Origin of the sequence: Streptomyces sp. TSRI0281 (genome assembly GCF_001905125.1) — a bacterium.
Lineage (GTDB): Bacteria > Actinomycetota > Actinomycetes > Streptomycetales > Streptomycetaceae > Streptomyces.
In genome coordinates this window covers 352309-370341 of the sequence record NZ_LWLE01000038.1, presented here as the reverse complement: position 1 = coordinate 370341, position 18033 = coordinate 352309, and the positions used below count along the sequence as shown (strand labels likewise).

Annotated in this window: 15 protein-coding genes and 1 pseudogene; 2 read left to right on the top strand and 14 right to left on the bottom strand. The window is 70.4% G+C overall.

From position 1 onward, the window contains the following. Positions 1-32 precede the first annotated feature (32 nt). The 9 genes from aroQ to A6A29_RS42590 all read right to left on the bottom strand — a co-directional run bounded on the left by aroQ (position 33) and on the right by A6A29_RS42590 (position 10158). A complete protein-coding gene (aroQ, locus tag A6A29_RS42630) occupies positions 33-473 on the bottom strand; it encodes a type II 3-dehydroquinate dehydratase (protein WP_073729478.1) in 441 nt (146 codons plus the stop codon). Beyond that, positions 470-2119: a 3-dehydroquinate synthase gene (gene aroB / locus A6A29_RS42625; RefSeq protein WP_073729476.1), complete on the bottom strand. Its 1650-nt coding sequence runs from the start codon at positions 2117-2119 to the stop codon at positions 470-472. Before aroB ends, aroQ begins: the two co-directional genes overlap by 4 nt. Continuing rightward, positions 2116-3300: a chorismate synthase gene (aroC, locus tag A6A29_RS42620; RefSeq protein WP_073729474.1), complete on the bottom strand. Its 1185-nt coding sequence runs from the start codon at positions 3298-3300 to the stop codon at positions 2116-2118. Before aroC ends, aroB begins: the two co-directional genes overlap by 4 nt. A gap of 169 nt (positions 3301-3469) precedes the next feature. Further along, positions 3470-4303, bottom strand: a complete 834-nt coding sequence (locus A6A29_RS42615) for a shikimate dehydrogenase (RefSeq protein ID WP_073729472.1) — start codon at positions 4301-4303, stop codon at positions 3470-3472. Next, a complete protein-coding gene (mltG, locus tag A6A29_RS42610; RefSeq protein ID WP_073729470.1) occupies positions 4290-6080 on the bottom strand; it encodes an endolytic transglycosylase MltG in 1791 nt (596 codons plus the stop codon). Before mltG ends, A6A29_RS42615 begins: the two co-directional genes overlap by 14 nt. Positions 6081-6178: 98 nt before the next feature. Next, positions 6179-6652, bottom strand: a complete 474-nt coding sequence (gene ruvX / locus A6A29_RS42605; RefSeq protein WP_198953587.1) for a Holliday junction resolvase RuvX — start codon at positions 6650-6652, stop codon at positions 6179-6181. A gap of 8 nt (positions 6653-6660) precedes the next feature. After that, positions 6661-9330, bottom strand: coding sequence for an alanine--tRNA ligase (gene alaS, locus A6A29_RS42600; RefSeq protein WP_073729466.1), 2670 nt, complete (start codon positions 9328-9330; stop codon positions 6661-6663). Then, a complete protein-coding gene (locus A6A29_RS42595; protein WP_073729464.1) occupies positions 9330-9686 on the bottom strand; it encodes a DUF6167 family protein in 357 nt (118 codons plus the stop codon). Before A6A29_RS42595 ends, alaS begins: the two co-directional genes overlap by 1 nt. 7 nt (positions 9687-9693) lie before the next feature. Continuing rightward, positions 9694-10158 (bottom strand): DUF948 domain-containing protein, encoded by a 465-nt coding sequence (locus A6A29_RS42590; protein ID WP_073729462.1) that lies wholly within the window; start codon positions 10156-10158, stop codon positions 9694-9696. Positions 10159-10375: 217 nt separating this feature from the next. On the opposite strand from A6A29_RS42590, the pseudogene A6A29_RS42585 reads away from it, so the two are divergent. Continuing rightward, a pseudogene (locus tag A6A29_RS42585) lies at positions 10376-11886 on the top strand (AAA family ATPase). A 17-nt stretch (positions 11887-11903) separates the two neighbouring features. Here the strand turns inward: A6A29_RS42585 and rpsD are convergent. Next, positions 11904-12518: a 30S ribosomal protein S4 gene (gene rpsD / locus A6A29_RS42580; protein WP_073729460.1), complete on the bottom strand. Its 615-nt coding sequence runs from the start codon at positions 12516-12518 to the stop codon at positions 11904-11906. Positions 12519-12706: 188 nt separating this feature from the next. Between rpsD and A6A29_RS42575 the strand changes: the two genes are divergently transcribed. Further along, on the top strand, positions 12707-13408 hold the full coding sequence (locus A6A29_RS42575) for a DUF2470 domain-containing protein (protein ID WP_073729458.1): 702 nt from the start codon (positions 12707-12709) through the stop codon (positions 13406-13408). A 124-nt stretch (positions 13409-13532) separates the two neighbouring features. Here A6A29_RS42575 and A6A29_RS42570 read toward each other — a convergent pair whose 3' ends face one another. The 4 genes from A6A29_RS42570 to A6A29_RS42555 form a co-directional block, all read right to left on the bottom strand. Then, the gene (locus A6A29_RS42570; RefSeq protein ID WP_073729456.1) at positions 13533-14918 is read right to left on the bottom strand and encodes a replication-associated recombination protein A; all 1386 of its coding nucleotides are present in this window, start codon (positions 14916-14918) and stop codon (positions 13533-13535) included. 75 nt (positions 14919-14993) lie between these two features. Continuing rightward, entirely contained in the window at positions 14994-15629 is a 636-nt protein-coding gene (locus tag A6A29_RS42565) for a vitamin K epoxide reductase family protein (protein WP_073729454.1), read from the bottom strand. A 340-nt stretch (positions 15630-15969) separates the two neighbouring features. Beyond that, the gene (gene hisS / locus A6A29_RS42560) at positions 15970-17235 is read right to left on the bottom strand and encodes a histidine--tRNA ligase (RefSeq protein WP_073729452.1); all 1266 of its coding nucleotides are present in this window, start codon (positions 17233-17235) and stop codon (positions 15970-15972) included. A gap of 14 nt (positions 17236-17249) precedes the next feature. Continuing rightward, on the bottom strand, positions 17250-17936 hold the full coding sequence (locus tag A6A29_RS42555; RefSeq protein ID WP_073729450.1) for an MBL fold metallo-hydrolase: 687 nt from the start codon (positions 17934-17936) through the stop codon (positions 17250-17252). Positions 17937-18033: the final 97 nt, after the last annotated feature.

The window sequence follows — 18033 nt, the reverse complement described above, 5'->3', positions numbered from 1 at the left end:
TGCCCGTCGGACACGCCCGGATGCGGCGGGTGTCAGTCCGTCAGTTCGTCGGCCAGGGCCCGCAGGGCGAGCCGGTAGGAGCCGATGCCGAACCCTGCCACGGTCCCGGTGGCCACGGGCGCGACCACGGAGGTGTGGCGGAATTCCTCCCGTGCGTACGGATTCGAGATGTGCACCTCGATCAGCGGGGCGGTGCGCTGGGCTGCCGCGTCCCGCATGCCGTACGAGTAGTGCGTGAACGCGCCCGGGTTGAGAACGACCGGAATCGAACCGTCCGCGGCCTCGTGGAGCCAGCGGATCAACTCGCCCTCGTCATTGGTCTCCCGTACGTCGACGTCGAAGCCGAGCTCCTTGCCCAACGTCCGGCAGGTGTCCACGAGTCCGGCGTAGGACGTGGCACCGTACACGTCGGGTTCGCGCGAGCCGAGCCGGCCGAGGTTCGGGCCGTTGAGCACGAAGACCCTGCGGGTCACGCGGAGACCTCCCCGTAGGCGGCGAGCAGGACGGCCGGGTCCGGGCCCTCCATGACGGTGGGCTTGCCGAGGCCGTCCAGGACGATGAAGCGCAGCAGATCGCCGCGCGACTTCTTGTCGACCTTCATGTTCTCCAGGAGCTTGGGCCACTGGTCGCCGCGGTAGGTGAGCGGCAGTCCGACGGACTCCAGGACGGCCCGGTGGCGGTCGGCCGTGGCGTCGTCGAGACGGCCGGCGAGCCGGCCCAGCTCGGCGGCGAAGACCAGACCGACCGAGACGGCCGCGCCGTGACGCCACTTGTAGCGCTCGTTCTTCTCGATCGCGTGGGCCAGGGTGTGGCCGTAGTTGAGGATCTCCCGGAGTCCGGACTCCTTGAGGTCGCTGGAGACGACCTCGGCCTTGACCCGGATGGACCGCTCGATCAGTTCGGCGGTGTGCGGTCCCGCCGGCGTACGGGCGCCCTCGGGGTCGGCCTCCACCAGGTCGAGGATGGCCGGGTCGGCGATGAACCCCGCCTTGATGATCTCGGCCATGCCGGAGACGTAGTCGTTGACCGGCAGCGAGTCCAGCGCGGCGAGGTCGCACAGGACCCCGGCCGGCGGGTGGAACGCGCCGACGAGGTTCTTGCCCTCGGCGGTGTTGATGCCGGTCTTGCCGCCGACGGCCGCGTCCACCATGCCCAGAACGGTGGTGGGCACGGCGATCCAGCGCACCCCGCGCAGCCAGCTGGCGGCGACGAACCCGGCCACATCGGTGGTGGCCCCGCCGCCGACACCGACGATGACGTCGGTACGGGTGAAGCCGGTCTGGCCCAGCGCCTTCCAGCAGTAGGCGGCGACCTCGACGGTCTTGGCCTCCTCGGCGTTCGGCAGCTGGATCGCGATGGCGTCGTAACCCTGGCCCGCGAGGTCCTGGCGGACCGCCTCACCCGTCTCGGCGAGCGCCTCCGGGTGCAGGACGGCGACGCGCTTGGCGCGGTCACCGATGAGGTGGGGCAGCTCGCCGAGGAGCTGACGGCCGACCAGTACCTCGTACGGGTCGGAGCCCGCCGTTCCGGCGACCTGGATACGGGTGGGGCCCTGCTGCGTCATGCCTGTCTTCTCCCCGCCGGACGGTGCGGGGTTCCCGCCCGCGCGCTCCGGCAGTTCCAGTACGTCGATGATCGCCTGGGCGACCTCTTCGGGGGTGCGTTCGTCGGTGGCGACGACCGTGCGGGCGACCTCTTCGTAGAGAGGACGGCGGGCGTCCATCAGCTCGCGCCACTGACGGCGGGGGTTGACCGCCAGGAGTGGACGCGCGGTGTTCAGTCCGACCCGTCTGACCGCCTCGTCCACGTCCATCGAGAGGTAGACGACGGCGTGGTCCGCGAGCAGTTCGCGGGTCGTCGCGTCGAGGACGGCGCCGCCGCCGAGGGAGAGGACACCGGCGTGCCCGGCGAGCGCCGCGTGCACGGCCTGCCGCTCCAGCGCGCGGAAGTGCTCCTCGCCCTCGTCGTAGAAGATCTCCGGGATCGGCTTGCCCGCGGTCGCCACGATGTCCGCGTCGGTGTCCCGGTAGGCGGTGCCGAGCCGTGCGGCGAGCAGTTCACCGACCGTGGACTTGCCGACGCCCATCGGGCCGACGAGAACGACCAGTGGGCCGCTCATCGGATCTGCAGGTGGTCGAGGTACGACTGCACGTTGCGGTGGGTCTCGGGGACGCTGTCGCCACCGAACTTCTCCGCGACCGCGTCGGCCAGGACCAGGGCGACCATCGCCTCGGCGACGATCCCGGCGGCCGGAACGGCACAGACATCGGAGCGCTGGTGGTGGGCCTTGGCCGCCTCGCCGGTGACCACGTCGATCGTGGCGAGCGCGCGGGGCACGGTCGCGATCGGCTTCATCGCGGCGCGGACCCGCAGCAGCTCACCGGTGGTCAGACCGCCCTCGGTGCCGCCGGAGCGGCCGGAGGCGCGCTTGATGCCGTCGGCGGTGGCCAGGATCTCGTCGTGCGCCTTCGAGCCCGGCACCCTCGCCAGGTCGAAGCCGTCGCCGACCTCGACCCCCTTGATGGCCTGGATGCCCATCAGGGCGGCGGCGAGCCGGGCGTCGAGCCGTCGGTCCCAGTGCACGTGCGAGCCGAGGCCGACCGGGACTCCGTACGCCAGCACCTCGACGACGCCCCCCAGGGTGTCGCCGTCCTTGTGGGCCTGGTCGATCTCGGCGACCATCGCCTTGGACGCGTCGGCGTCCAGGCAGCGCACCGGGTCGGCGTCCAGCTTCTCGACGTCGGAGGGCTTGGGGTAGACGCCGTAGGGCGCCTTGGCCGCGGCCAGCTCGACGACATGGCTGACGATCTCGATGCCCGCGGTCTCCTTGAGGTACGAGCGCGCGACCGCGCCGAGCGCGACCCGGGCCGCGGTCTCCCGGGCACTGGCGCGCTCCAGGATCGGCCGGGCCTCGTCGAAGCCGTACTTCTGCATCCCCGCCAGGTCGGCGTGGCCGGGGCGGGGGCGGGTCAGCGGGGCGTTACGGGCCAGCGCGGCCAGCTCGTCGGCGTCGACCGGGTCGGCCGACATGACCTGCTCCCACTTCGGCCACTCGGTGTTGCCGACCATCACGGCGACCGGGGAACCCATGGTGAGCCCGTGCCGGACCCCGCCGAGGAAGGTAACCTCGTCCTTCTCGAACTTCATCCGCGCGCCGCGGCCGTAGCCCAGCCGCCGGCGGGCGAGCGCGTCCGCCACCATCTCCGTGGTGATCGGGACACCGGCGGGAAGACCCTCCAGCGTCGCCACCAGTGCGGGGCCGTGCGACTCCCCTGCGGTCAGCCAGCGCAACCTGCTCAACGGTGCTCCTCATGCTCGCGCCCTGAAACTGCGGTGGCGCGACCGGGTGCGCGGCCCTGGCCCGCCGCCCCCGATCCTCCCACGACCGGGGGCACGAACCGGCAGCCGGTCCAGCAGACGGACGTTCCGGCCACCCGAAGGGGACCGTCCGGGGCCCACCGCGCAGGAGTCAGCGCGCCGCGAGCGCCGCTTCCCCCGCGTGCCGCATGGCGGCGAGCGGGGCCGGAACGCACCCCGTCATCTGTTCGACCTGAAGCACCGCCTGGTGCACCAGAAGATCCAGACCTCCGATGACTGCACCCTCGCGTGCGGACCACGCGGAGGCGAGAGCGGTCGGCCAGGGCTCGTACAGCACATCGAACAGCGTGCCGGGAGCCTCCGGTACGGCGGTGGCGAGGCCGTCCGCGGCCCCCGCCGGAGTGGTGGCGATGACGAGGGGCGCGCCCAGCGCCCGCTCGCCCTCGGCCCAGTCGGCGATCCTGACATCGACACCGAGCCGCTCGCCCCAGGCCCGCATCTCGGCTCCGCGCTCGCGACTGCGCACATAGGCGGTGACCGGCCCGGCGCAGATCTCGGCGAGCGCGGCGAGCGCCGAGGAGGCGGTGGCTCCGGCGCCGAGGACGGCGGCGGATTCGACCTTCTCGACCCCGCGCTCACGCAGCGCGGCGATCATGCCCGGGATGTCGGTGTTGTCGCCGACGCGGCGGCCGTCCTCGGTGCACACGACCGTGTTGACGGCCTCGACCGAGGAGGCCGTGTCACTGACCGAGTCCAGCAGGGGAATGATCGCCCGCTTGAGCGGCATGGTGAGCGAGAGCCCGGCCCAGGAGGAGTCCAGTCCCTCGATGAACCCGGGCAGCGCCGCCTCGTCGACCTCGAAGCGGTCGTAGGACCAGTGATCGAGGCCGAGTTCCGCGTACGCGGCCCGGTGCAGGGCCGGGGAGAGCGAGTGGGCGATCGGCGAGCCGAGCACGGCGGCCCGGCGTGACTCAGTCGAGGGCATCGAACTTGGCCTTGAGCTCCAGGAACGTGTCGTAGTCCTTGGCGAACTCGGTCTTGTGCTGACCGTCGGTCGCCACGAAGTACAGCCAGCCGTCCTTCGTCGGATTCAGAGCCGCGGCGAGGGCCTCGACGCCGGGGTTGCTGATGGGGCCGGGGGGCAGCCCCTTCTGCGTATAGGTGTTGTACGGGTCCATGTTCTTGTTGATCTCGGTCGCGCTGATGTTGATCTTGCTCTGCTTGCGGAGGTAATTGAAGCTGGAGTCGAACTGGAGCTTCTGCTGCGTCTCGACGGTGCTGGGCTTGAGGCGGTTGTAGACGACTTCGGTCATCTTCCGGAAGTCGTCGTGCGTCTTGCCCTCCACCTGGACCAGGCTGGCGGCAGTGAGCACGGCCCAGGGGCCGTCGACGTTGTACCGCTTGGCGGCACCCTTGAGGTCGAGCTTGTCGTACTCCTCGTTGGCCCGCTGGACCATCCGCTTCAGGGCGTCCTCGGGCTTCGAGCCCTTGGCGACCGGATAGGCGGCCGGGAAGAGGAAGCCCTCCAGCGGATCCTTGATGTCCGGATCGTCATCGGCCCAGTCCGGCAGCCCGAGGCTCTCCGCCTTCGTCCTGGCGACTTCGGCGGTCGAGCCCTCCTTCAGGCCGAGCCGCTTGTCGATCTTCTCGTAGACCGTGACGTTGCGGGTGCCTTCGGGAATGACCAGCGCGTTCTGGCTCTTCGGGTCCAGCATCAGCTTCACGGCGCTGTCCGCGGACATCTCCTTCTTCAGGAGATAGACACCTGCCTGAAGGGACTTCCCCTTGGGGTTGCCGTTCTGCGCGGAAACGAAAGCGTCGACCGACTTGACGACACCCTGCTTCTTCAGGATGTTCGCGATGTCGGAGCCGAGGGAACCCTTCGGGATCTCCACCTCGACCGAGCCGGACCCGCCGCCCGCGTAGTCGGGCGCCTCGCCGAACTGGTTCTGCCAGAACGAGTAGCCGACGTAGCCCACTCCCCCGAGGCCGCCGACGAGGACGACCGAGACGACCAGGCAGGCGCAGCCGCTGCGGTTCTTCTTCTTGCCCTTGCCCCGGCGTTCGTTCCCGCCGCGGCCGCCCCGTCCTCCGCCGCGCCGTGACTCGCGCGGGTCGTCGTCGTACTCGTCATCGTCGTCGCGGGAGCCGCGGTCCTCGCCGCCGTCCCGGCCGGCCGGCTCGTCCGCGCCGGTGAAGAAGGGATGAGTCTCCTCCTGCGGCACGTCCGGGTTCCAGTCGGGCGACTGCTGCTCGGGCACGGCCTCGCGCCTGCCCGGGGGCTGCGGCGGCGGGTACGCCTCGGGGGTGCCGTAGAAGTCGTGCGATTCGCCGTAGCCGCCGGGCTGCTGCGCGTACGGGTCCTGGGGCTGGGCCCCGTACGGCATCGCGGCCTGCTGACCGGTGTCCCAGCCGCCGTTGAACTGCGGCTGCTGCGGCTGCTGCGGCTCGTGCTGCTGCGGCTGCTGGGGGTGCTGCGGCTGGTGCTGCTGCGCATACGGATCCTGCTGAGCAGCGTACTGCTGTTGCTGGTGCTGCTCCGGATGCTGCTGGTACGGCGGCTGCTGTTGCTGCTGCTGCTGCGGGTACGACTGCTGCTGCTGCTGTTGCTGCTGGGCGTACGGGTCCTGCTGATAGGGCTGCTGGCCGCCGTACTGGCTCTGGCCGTGGGCAGCCTCTTGGCCTCCCCATCCCTGGTCCCCGTACAACGGGTCCTCGGGATGCCACGGTTCGGAGCCAGGGCCCCGGCCATACTCAGTCATCGATCCCCTAGAGCCGCGAGACGACCTTCCGTCTCTTCGCTTCGCTGTGCGGTTTGTTCGAACACCGCCGCATCGCGCGGAACGTTACCGTATCGCGATCAGACAACCACTTCGACGCCCTCGCCCGGGGGCTTGCCTGACGCCCGTTCGGACTCCAGAGCGTTCTGAAGGATCACCACAGCGGCAGCCTGGTCGATGACAGAACGCCCCTTCTTGGACTTCACGCCCGAGGCGCGCAGCCCCTGACTCGCCGTCACTGTGGTCATCCTCTCGTCCACCAGGCGCACCGGAATGGGTGCGACCGAGCGGGCGAACACCTGCACGAAGGCGCGGACCTTGGCGGCCGCGGGCCCCTCACCACCGCCGAGGGAGCGCGGCAGGCCGACGATGACCTCGATCGGCTCGTACTCCTCGACGATCTGCCCGAGCCGCCGGTGGGCGGCCGGGACGTCACGTCCCGGCACGGTCTCCACCGGCGTGGCGAGAATCCCGTCGGGGTCGCACGAGGCGACCCCGATCCGGGCGTCCCCGACGTCGACGGCGAGTCGGCGTCCACGGCGCATCTGCGTCATTTCCGGCGTCACGCCGTCTCGGTGACGAGGCGTTCGACAGCGGCTACGGCGTCGCCGATGGCACCCGGGTTCGTACCGCCGCCCTGGGCGACGTCCGGCTTGCCGCCGCCACCGCCACCGAGGGTCTTGGCGGCCGTACGGACCAGGTCGCCCGCCTTGAGACCGCGCTCGCGGGCGGCCTCGTTGGTGGCGATGACCGTCAGCGGCCGGCCGTTGGCGGTGGTGAACAGGGCCACGACGGCAGGGCGGCCACCCTGGATGCGTCCGCGGACGTCCAGGACGAGCCTGCGCAGATCGTCGGCCGAGGTGCCGTCCGGCACCTGGCCGGTGACGAGGGCGACGCCCCGTACGTCCTTGGCGGACTCGACGAGTCCGGCGGCGGCCTGGAGGACCTTCTCCGCGCGGAACTTCTCGATCTCCTTCTCGGCGTCCTTCAGCTTGCCGAGCATCGAGGAGATCTTCTCGGGCAGCTCCTCGGGGCGGCCCTTGACCAGTTCCTGGAGCTGGGCGACGACCGTGTGCTCCTTGGCCAGGAAGTTGTACGCGTCGACGCCGACGAGGGCCTCGATGCGGCGCACCCCGGAACCGATGGACGATTCGCCGAGCAGCTTCACCAGACCCAGCTGGGCGGTGTTGTGGACGTGCGTACCGCCGCACAGCTCCTTGGAGAAGTCGCCGATCGTGACGACCCGGACCCGCTCGCCGTACTTCTCGCCGAACTCGGCGATGGCGCCCTGCTTCTTGGCCTCGTCGATGGACATGACCTCGGCCTGGACATCGAGTTCGCGGGAGAGAACCTCGTTGATCCGCTGCTCGACATCGGTCAGCACCGTGCCGGGTACGGCGGCGGGCGAGCCGAAGTCGAAGCGGAAGCGGCCCGGCGAGTTCTCCGAACCGGCCTGGGCGGCCGTCGGACCCAGGGCGTCGCGCAGGGCCTGGTGCGTGAGGTGGGTCGCGCTGTGGGCGCGGGCGATGGCGCGGCGGCGGGAGTTGTCGATGGCGGCGTGGACGGAAGCTCCGACCGTCACCTCGCCCACCTGGACGACACCCTTGTGCACATGGACGCCGGGTACCGGCTTCTGGACGTCGCGGATCTCGATGACGGCGCCCGTGTCCAGCCTGATCCGGCCCTGGTCGGCGAGCTGGCCGCCGCCCTCGGCGTAGAACGGGGTGCGGTCGAGGACGACCTCGACCTCGTCACCCTCGGTGGCGGCGGGCGAGGGCACACCGTCGACGAGGAGGCCGACGATGGTGGACTCCCCCGCGGTGCTGGTGTAGCCGGTGAACTCGGTGGCGCCGGAGTTGTCGGCCACCTCGCGGTAGGCGGACAGGTCGGCGTGACCGGTCTTCTTGGCGCGGGCGTCGGCCTTGGCCTTGTCCCGCTGGTCCTGCATGAGGCGGCGGAATCCGTCCTCGTCCACGGACAGGCCCTGCTCGGCGGCCATCTCCAGGGTGAGGTCGATCGGGAAGCCCCAGGTGTCGTGGAGCAGGAACGCCTTGTCCCCGGCGAGGACCTGGCCACCGGCGGCCTTGGTCTCGGTGACGGCGGTCTCAAGGATGTTGGTGCCGCCCTTGAGGGCCTTGAGGAAGGCGGCCTCCTCGGCGAGGGCGACGGTCTCGATGCGCTTGCGGTCGGTGATCAGCTCCGGGTACTGCAGCCCCATCGTGTTGATCACGACGTCGACCAGCTCGTTGACGACCGAGCCGGTGGCGCCCATCAGCCGCATGTTGCGGATGGCACGGCGCATGATGCGGCGCAGCACGTAGCCGCGGCCCTCGTTGCCGGGGGTGACGCCGTCGCCGATGAGCATCACGGACGTGCGGATGTGATCGGCGACCACACGCAGCGAGACGTCCGTGCCCTGCTCGGCGCCGTAGCGCACGCCGGTGAGTTCGGTGGCCCTGTCCATGACGACGCGCAGGGTGTCGGTCTCGTACATGTTCTGTACGTCCTGCAGGATCATGGCGAGGCGTTCGAGACCGAGGCCCGTGTCGATGTTCTTCGACGGCAGGTCACCCAGGATCGGGAAGTCCTCCTTGCCGTCACCGGCGCCCCGCTCGTACTGCATGAAGACCAGGTTCCAGATCTCCACGTACCGCTCGTCGTTGACGGCCGGGCCGCCCTCGACACCGAACTCGGGGCCGCGGTCGTAGTTGATCTCGGAGCAGGGGCCGCAGGGACCCGGGACGCCCATGGACCAGAAGTTGTCCTTCTTGCCCAGGCGCTGGATGCGCTCGGCCGGTACGCCGATCTTGTCGCGCCAGATCTGCTCGGCCTCGTCGTCGTCCAGGTAGACCGTGATCCACAGACGCTCGGGGTCGAGTCCGAAGCCGCCCTCCGCCACGGGGCTCGTCAGAGCCTCCCAGGCGTAGCTGATGGCGCCTTCCTTGAAGTAGTCCCCGAAGGAGAAGTTGCCGCACATCTGGAAGAACGTGCCGTGCCGGGTGGTCTTGCCGACCTCTTCGATGTCCGGCGTACGGACGCACTTCTGCACGCTGGTGACGCGTGGGGCGGGCGGCTTGACCTCGCCGAGGAAGTACGGCTTGAACGGGACCATGCCCGCGGGGACGAGCAGCAGAGTCGGGTCGTCCGCGATGAGCGACGCCGAAGGGACAACGGCGTGACCGCGCTCCTCGAAGAAGCTCAGCCAGCGGCGGCGAATTTCAGCCGACTCCATTAGTGGTCCTCATTCCGGTTGTACGAGTTGTAGGGGAGCTTGCGGTGGTGGGAGCCGTCGCCCGCCCGGTCGGCGGGGTCGGCGGCTTCGACGGCGAAGTGGCGCTGTACGGGGAGGTCGGGGTCGACCGGTGCGTCCAGGCCCAGCGCGCCGCCCAGTTCGGCTTCGCGCCGGACCATGCCGTCGCGCACGTCGAGGGCGAAGTCCTTGAGCTTGTGGCCGGTCTCGATCGCCTTGTCGGCGGCCTGCGCCGCGAGGCTCTCGGGCGTCAGCTGCTTGAGCTTGCGGTTGACTTTGGTGGTGGCCCAGACGCCGGCGGCGGCGCCGGCCGTGAACCAGAACGTACGGCGGAACATCGCAGCGTCAGTCCTTCTGTCCGCGGGAACTTCGGCCGTTGCGCTTCCTGCCTCGCGCGGACGGCACGGTACGGCCGACGATCACGGTGCGACGGGAGGAGCCGCGGCCCCCGCGCTCCCGCTCCGGTTCCGGCTCGGGAGCGGTCCTGCGACCGATCGCCTGCCGTACGCCGTAGCCGAACGCGGCCACCTTGACCAGTGGCCCGCCGAACGTCGACGCGACGGTGGTGGAGAGCGCGGAGGCGTTGGAGGTGACTTCCTGGACATCCGTCGCGATGGCGTCGACCTTGTCGAGCTGGGTCTGCGCGGAGCGCACGGTCGCGGAGGCGTCGGCGAGCAGCGGGACGGCCTGTTCGGTCACGTCCGCCACGAGTTTCGTGGTCGCCCTGAGCGTCTGGGCCAGCCTCACCAGCACCACGGCGAGGAACGAAACCAGGATCGCCCAGAAGACGGCCACCAGGATCCCGGCCACCTCTCCACCGGACACAGTGCACCGCTCTCTGCTTGTCGCTCGCCCCTGTCGGGACTTGTCTCCGCATCTCACGTCCGACCGCTGTCAGCGCAGCCAATCGTCGTCCCACGACCCTATCGCGCCGCGCATCTCCAGCCGTACCGCATAACAGTGCGGGGCGGGAGTTGACATAAGGAGATTGCACGGAGAGCTTTCACGCCAGTACTCCGCGTGTTTTATGCGACGCCTCCAGCGCCCCTTCCCCAGCTCCGACGGACCGGGATTCCGCCCCGCCGCGGGCGGCAACCTCCCGGCGGAACTGAACAGATTCGTGGGCCGCGACGCCGAGCTGGCCGCGTTGGGGCAGCTCCTGGAGGAATCCAGACTCGTCACGATCGCCGGAGTGGCGGGGGCCGGGAAGACCCGGTGTGCCACGCGGGTCGGCGCACTGATGAAGAAACGGTACTTCGACGGGGTCTGGATCGCCGAGCTGTCCGCCATCCGCGACCTCGAGCTGCTGGAACACGCACTGGTCGAGGCACTGGGCCTCACCGATCACACCAGCAGACCGCCCCGGGGCACCCTCGTCGAGCACCTGGCTGAGCGCCAACTGCTGCTGGTGATCGACGGCTTCGAGCACCTGATCGACGCCTGCGCCGGACTCGTACGGGAACTGCTGCGCCGGGCCCCTCGGCTCCAGGTGCTCGCCGCCGGACGCCGACCCCTCCAGGTGGACGGTGAACTGACCTTCCCGCTCGCGCCGATGACCGACGAGGACGCCGTGGAGCTGTTCACGGAACGGGCCCGCGCCGTACAGCCCGGATTCCGGCCGACGGACGGGAACAGGGCCGCGACACTGGAGCTCTGCCGCCGCCTCGACGCGATCCGTCGCGGCTCAAGGCGCTGTGGGTTCTCGGCCATGTGGCGGTTCTGCAGGGGGACGCGGTCGGCGCGATCTCGGCGCTGCACGAGTGCCAGGAGGAGGCGGAGCGGTCCGGCGACGCCACGGCGACGGCCTACGCGGTGCACCGGACGGGGTGCCTGGCGATCGTCACGGACGACATGCCGCGCGCCGAGGAGCTGCTGCGCGACGCGCTCGTCCGCTACCGGGAGCTGGGGGAACTGAACAGCAATGTGCTGATGGCCCAGATCGAACTGGCGATGGCGGTGGCCTTTCTCGGCGACCTGGAGGGCGCCGCCGTGATCTGCGACGAGGCCAGGGAGATCTGCGAGGACCACGGGGAGCGGTGGGCACTGGCGTACGCGCTGTACGTCCTGGCCTACGCGGCGCTGCGGCGGGGCGAGGCGGGCCGGGCCCGGCGGATGCTCGGGGAGTGCCTGTCCATCGGCCGCGCCTTCAACGATCTGCTGGGCACCGCCCTCTCGCTGGAGCTGCTGGCCCTGGTCACGGTGGTGGAGGGCGACCCCGCGGAAGCGGCGGTGCTGCGGGGGGCCACGGAGCGGATCTGGCCGTCGGTGGGACTGCCTCTGTTCGGGTCGGCGTACTACGGCCGGCCGAAGGCGGAGTGCGAGGAGCGCGTACGCCGTGAACTGGGGGACGCGGCGTACGCCTCGGGGCTGCGCGCCGGGGGACGGCTGGATCTGGAGGCGGCGGTCTCCCGGGCGCTGACCGGCGGACCCCGGGAGCCCGCGGGCCCGCAGGGGCTGGGCAGCGTACCGGCGCCCGGGGAAACGCGAAGGCCCGCCGCCTCCCGTACAACAGGGAGGGGCGGGCCGGAGCGCTGGTGAGAGCGGCTACGCCTGGATCAGCGGGCGTAGTACTCGACGACGAGCTGCTCGTCGCAGATCACCGGGATCTCCTTGCGGTTCGGGTCCCGGTCCAGGCGGAAGGCCAGGGCCTTCAGGTTCACCTGGAGGTAGCGCGGGGTCTCACCGTCGGTGTCGTAACCACCCTCGCGGGCCACCTGGAAGGGGACCTTGGCGCGGCTGCGCTCGCGGACCTGGACGACGTCGTCGGGGCGGACGCGGAACGACGGCTTGTCGACCTTGCCACCGTTGACCTCGATGTGACCGTGGACGACCATCTGACGGGCCTGGTAGATGGTGCGGGCGATGCCCGAACGCAGGACCAGGGCGTCGAGGCGGCGCTCGAGCTCGACGACCAGCGCCTCGCCCGTCTTGCCTTCGGCCTTCTTGGCACGGTCGTAGGCGCGCGCCATCTGGCGCTCGCTGATGTCGTACTGCGCACGCAGGCGCTGCTTCTCCAGCAGACGGACCTTGTAGTCCGAGTTCTGCTTGCGGCCACGGCCGTGCTCGCCCGGCGGGTACGGACGCGCTTCGAAGTACTTGACAGCCTTGGGCGTCAGAGCGATGCCGAGGGCACGCGACTTCTTGACCTTGGGACGCGACTGGTTAGGCACGTTCTCCAGACCTCCGTTGTAGGTTAGGTTAGGCTTACCTTACTCAAGGAGATCGCATGTCTCGCCCTGGGAACACCACTCACGTCACGGACAGCACAGACAGCGGCAGCGCACATGAAGGCGCTGCTACGACGGAAGGCCGATCTGATCGTGGTCAGCCGCGTCCCAGCGGGCTTGAAAACACTCGGATGCCGTCAGCAGCCGAGCGCACACGAACTCTCGTACAGAGTACCCGCTCCGCGGTGCTGGTCGTACCGGGGCTCGATGTGGCCCGTACCGAGCAGCTGATCCCCGACACCCGGGGCGTGGGGCCGGAGGGCGATCTGTTCCTCGCCTTCGCGGCGGATTCCCCCGTCGTACGGGCCGCGACCCACGCCCAGGGCGACGAGCTGACCGCCGTGCTGGAGATCACGGATGTCGCCCCGGTCTCCGTCCCGCACCGCGTCCGCGGCCGGGCCTGGGTCTCCGGCCGGCTCACCTCCGTACCCGGCCTCGCCGGACCCGGCCGGATGATGCTGCGGCTGGAGTTCGGGGAGGCGTACGTCGACGACCTCTGGGGCGCCGGGAGCATCGAGCCGGAGGACTTCCGGGACGCGGCGCCCGACCCGCTCGTCGTCCACGAGGCCGAACTGCTCCAGCATCTGCACGCGGCGCACGGAGAGGAGCTGCGGACGCTGTGCGGGCTGCTCGGCGAGCGCACCGCCGACACCGGCTCCGCCCATCGGCCCGCCGCCGTCCCGGTCGCCCTCGACCGCTTCGGGCTGCGGGTCCGTTTCGTCGAGGACCGGGGGGCGTGCTTCGACGCCCGGTTCGAGTTCCCCGAACCGGTGCGGGATGTCGGCGAACTGCGCCGTGCGATGCACACGCTCTTCGAAGCGGCATCCCACTGACGGGCCCGCGACCGGCGCCATTCGCCGTGCTGCCCTGATGCTGTGACGACCGACGGGACGAGGCGCGCTGCGTGCCGAGGGGTGACCGCCGCGATCCGCGTGATCCGCTCCCCGAACGGTCCGGTCAGGCGGATCCTGCGCCGTCCGTCCCGCCGTCGGCGCCGGTCCGGCCGAGCCGCTCGCGGACCCGGTCCGCCACGTCGGCGTACCGCGCCTCGGCGCCGTACCGCGTGGGGGTGTAGTACCGCTTGTCGCGGACGGCGTCCGGGGCGTACTGCTGCGCGGCGATGCCACCGGGCACGTCATGCGGATAGACATAGCCCTGGGCGTGCCCCAGCTTGGCCGCGCCCTGGTAGTGGCCGTCGCGCAGATGGGCCGGGACGGGGCCGGCCAGTCCCTTCCGTACGTCCTCCTGGGCGGCGAAGATCGCCAGGGTCGCCGCGTTGGACTTGGGCGCCAGGGCCAGCGCGATCGTGGCATGGCTGAGGGTCAGCGCCGCCTCCGGGAAGCCGATCATGGCGACGGCCTGAGCAGCGGCCACCGCCGTCGGCAGCGCGGTCGGATCGGCGAGCCCGATGTCCTCGCTCGCGGAGATCATCAGCCGCCGGGCGATGAACCGGGGGTCCTCCCCCGCCTCGATCATCCGGGCCAGGTAGTGCAGCGCGGCGTCGACGTCGGAACCGCGGATGGACTTGATGAGGGCGCTGGCCACGTCGTAGTGCTGGTCGCCGTCCCGGTCGTACTTCACGGCGGCGCGGTCGACGGTCTCCTCGACCGTCCGCAGGCTGATCTCCGGCTCGTGCGTGGCCAGCGCGGCCCCAGCCGCCGCCTCCAGCGCGGTCAGCGCCCGGCGGGCGTCGCCGCCGGCGATGCGCAGCAGATGCGCCTCGGCGTCCTCCGGCAGGGTCACCGCGCCGCCGAGCCCGCGTTCGTCGGTCAGGGCCCGGCGCAGCAGGGCACGCAGATCCTCGTCGGTCAGCGGCTCCAGGGTGAGCAGCAGCGAGCGCGACAGCAGCGGGGAGATGATCGAGAAGTACGGATTCTCCGTCGTCGCGGCGATCAGGGTCACCCAGCGGTTCTCCACGGCGGGGAGCAGGGAGTCCTGCTGGGCCTTGGAGAAGCGGTGGATCTCGTCGAGGAAGAGGACGGTCTCCTTGCCGAAGCCACCGGTGGCCCGGCGCGCCCCCTCGATGACGGCCCGGACCTCCTTGACGCCCGCGGTGATCGCGGAGAGCTCGACGAAGCGCTTGTTGGTGGCCTTGCTGACCACGTACGCCAAGGTCGTCTTGCCGGTGCCGGGCGGACCCCAGAGGATCACCGACGACGGGCCGGCCGGGCCGCCGCTCCCCTCACCGACGAGGCGGCGCAGGGGCGAGCCCGGCTTGAGCAGATGCTGCTGGCCGACGACCTCGTCCAGGACACGGGGACGCATCCGGACAGCGAGGGGGCTGCTGGACGGGTCCTTCTCCTGGCGGTCTTCGGCGGCTGCGGTAAAGAGGTCGGGCTCCACGATTCGAAGCCTATGCCACCGCACTGACAACGCCGCCGGGCCGGGTCGTCACCGCCCGGCCGGGGGCGGCGCCGGTCAGCTGGTCCAGAAGTCCCACCAGCGGGTCAGGATCAGCATGCCGATGATGCCGATCCAGAGCACCGGCGGAACCCAGTGGAACTCGGTGAGGCCGTTGCGCAGCCAGTTGGGCGCGGGAAGGATGCGGTGCTTGATGTTGTGCGTGGTCACGTAGCAGAACATGAAGATCGTGGCGACCCAGGCGAGGCAGCACCAAAGGCAGAGCGAGTTGATGTTGTACAGCGACTGGTACTGAAGCCACGTGCAGAAGCCGACGCCGAACAGCGTGCCCGCGTTGAGGCCGAGCCAGAACCAGCCGCGGAAGCGTGCTCCGGCGAGCAGTCCCACGCCGATGCAGATCACCATCGCGTAGGTGACGAGCCCGAGCATCGGGTTGGGGAAGCCGAAGGCCGCCGCCTGCTCGCTCTTCATGATGTTGCCGCACGCGACGACCGGGTTGAGGCTGCATCCGGGAGTGAAGCTCGGGTCTTCCAGCAGCTTGAACTTGTCGATCGTGATGATCCAGGCGGCGAGCAGTCCGGCCGCACCGGTGATCACCAGCAGCAGTGCGAACGCGCGACTGCCGCCGATGGTCCTCTTCCCGCCGTCCTCTTCCTGGTGCGAGGAGGGATGATCTACCGCTGCAGTCGTCATATCGCCGTTCCATCAATGAGTAACCAGCCGGGCACGGTCATTGTGCCGCACCGCGGTACTGGGCAACCGTTCGATGGACATAAAGGTGTACGCGCACGGGCCACGCGTCAGCGCTGCCCGCGGGATGCCCGACGGCCGGGGCGGGCTCGCGGTGGCTGTGGCTCCGCGACGGCGTCGCGGTATCGGTGGCGCCCGGCAGTGTGATGTCGCGCCCGCCGAGTTGACGGAACGCAGGACGGTGACGCACTTCACGACCCGCGCGGGCCGCCCAGCCCCCCTTGCGCGGACGCCGTGGGCCCCGGGGCCCACGGCGTTCAAGCGGTCACACGGTGTCCGGCCGTCACACCACGAGGCGGGCGCGGACCGTCCCGGCGACCTCGGTCAGCGGTACGGACGTCTGCTCCCCGGACTCCATGTCCTTGAGCTGCACCACGCCCTCGGCCAGGTCACGTTCGCCCGCGACGATCGTGAAGCGCGCACCCGACCGGTTCGCGCTCTTCATGGCGCCCTTCAGGCCCCGGCCGCCGAACGCGAAGTCGGCGGCGACGCCGCTCCTGCGCAGCTCGGTGACGATGCCGAACAGGGTCCGGCGGGCCTCGTCGCCGAGCGGAACCGCGTACACGCTGGTGGTGGCGGGGATGTCCAGCTCGATGCCCTCCGCCTCCAGCGCCAGCACCGTACGGTCGACGCCGAGCGCCCAGCCGACGGACGGGAGCGCGGGGCCGCCGATCATCTCGGACAGGCCGTCGTACCGGCCGCCGCCACCGACCGCGGACTGCGAGCCCAGACCGTCGTGGACGAACTCGAAGGTCGTGCGGGTGTAGTAGTCGAGGCCGCGGACGAGCTTCTCGTCGTCCTCGTACACGACCGAGGCGGCCGTCAGCAGCTCGCGGACCTCCTCGTGGTACGCCTTGCAGGCGTCGCACAGGTAGTCGCGGAGCTTCGGGGCGCCGACGAGCTGCTTCTGCACCTCGGCCCGCTTGTCGTCCAGGACGCGCAGCGGGTTGATCTCGATGCGGCGGCGGGTCTCCTCGTCGAGGTCGAGGTCGCGCAGGAAGCCCTGCAGCGCCTCGCGGTAGACGGGGCGGCACTCCTTGTCGCCGAGCGAGTTCAGCAGGATGCGGAACTGGCGCAGGCCCAGCGACCGGTACGCCTGGTCGGCGAGAATGATCAGCTCGGCGTCGAGAACCGGGTCCTCGGCACCGATGGCCTCGGCACCGACCTGCGAGAAGTGGCGGTACCGGCCCTTCTGCGGGCGCTCGTAGCGGTAGTACGAGCCCGAGTACCAGAGCTTGACCGGGAGGTTGCCCGCCTTGTGGAGGTTGGCCTCCAGGGCGGCGCGGAGCACCGAGGCGGTGCCCTCCGGGCGGAGCGCCAGTTCGGAGCCGCCCTTGGTGGTGAGGGTGTACATCTCCTTGGTGACGATGTCGGTGGACTCACCGACACCGCGGGCGAAGAGGTTCACGTCCTCGAAACCGGGCGTCTCGATGTAGCCGTAGCCGGAGTTGCGCAGGGGCGCGGAGATGGCCTCGCGCACCGCGAGGTACTTCGCGGAGTCCGGCGGGGTCAGGTCGTACGTGCCCTTGGGGGCCTGAAAGGTGCTCACAGAAACGTCTCTCGTCACATTCCTCGTCGCGGCGCGTCCATACCGTGCAGGTACGGATTGGAGACGCGCTCGCGGCCGATGGTCGTCTGGGGGCCGTGGCCGGACAGCACCACGGTCGAGTCGTCGAGCGGCAGGCACACACGGGCCAGCGACTTGAGCAGCTCGGCGTGGTCGCCACCGGGCAGATCGGTGCGTCCGACGGAGCCGGCGAAGAGCAGGTCGCCCGAGAAGAGGACCGGCGGTACGTCCGCGGCCTCGGGCATCCTGAACGTCACCGACCCCTTCGTATGGCCGGGCGCGTGCGAGACCCCGAGCTCCAGACCGGCCAGGCTCAGCAGCGCGCCGTCGGTCAGCTCCTTGACGTCGTCCGGCTCCCCCACGGTCAGCTCGCCCATGAGAGGCATCCCGATGGAGCGGCCGAGGGCCTTCTCCGGGTCGCTCATCATGTACCGGTCCTCCGGGTGGATCCAGGCGGGGACGTCATGGGCGCCGCAGACGGGGACGACCGAGGCGACATGGTCGATGTGGCCATGGGTGAGCACGACGGCGACGGGCTTGAGCCGATGCTTCTTCAGCGCTTCCTCGACGCCCTGGGCGGCCTGATGGCCCGGGTCGATGATCACGCACTCCTCGCCTGCGGCGGGGGCGACCAGGTAGCAATTGGTCCCCCAGGCCCCGGCGGGGAACCCGGCAATGAGCACGATCGTCCTTAATGTTCGTCCGGCGGAGGAGGCCGCGGCAAAGGGTGCGGCGGATCAGAGCCTACCGGCGCTCCTCATTCCACAGCTAACCCATATA

Coding starts and splice junctions, on each gene's coding strand:
- aroB (WP_073729476.1), bottom strand. CDS start 2,119: ATGAGCGGCCCACTGGTCGTTCTCGTCGGCCCGATGGGCGTCGGCAAG.
- A6A29_RS42615 (WP_073729472.1), bottom strand. CDS start 4,303: ATGCCCTCGACTGAGTCACGCCGGGCCGCCGTGCTCGGCTCGCCGATC.
- mltG (WP_073729470.1), bottom strand. CDS start 6,080: ATGACTGAGTATGGCCGGGGCCCTGGCTCCGAACCGTGGCATCCCGAG.
- ruvX (WP_198953587.1), bottom strand. CDS start 6,652: ATGACGCAGATGCGCCGTGGACGCCGACTCGCCGTCGACGTCGGGGAC.
- alaS (WP_073729466.1), bottom strand. CDS start 9,330: ATGGAGTCGGCTGAAATTCGCCGCCGCTGGCTGAGCTTCTTCGAGGAG.
- A6A29_RS42595 (WP_073729464.1), bottom strand. CDS start 9,686: ATGTTCCGCCGTACGTTCTGGTTCACGGCCGGCGCCGCCGCCGGCGTC.
- A6A29_RS42575 (WP_073729458.1), top strand. CDS start 12,707: ATGCCGTCAGCAGCCGAGCGCACACGAACTCTCGTACAGAGTACCCGC.
- A6A29_RS42565 (WP_073729454.1), bottom strand. CDS start 15,629: ATGACGACTGCAGCGGTAGATCATCCCTCCTCGCACCAGGAAGAGGAC.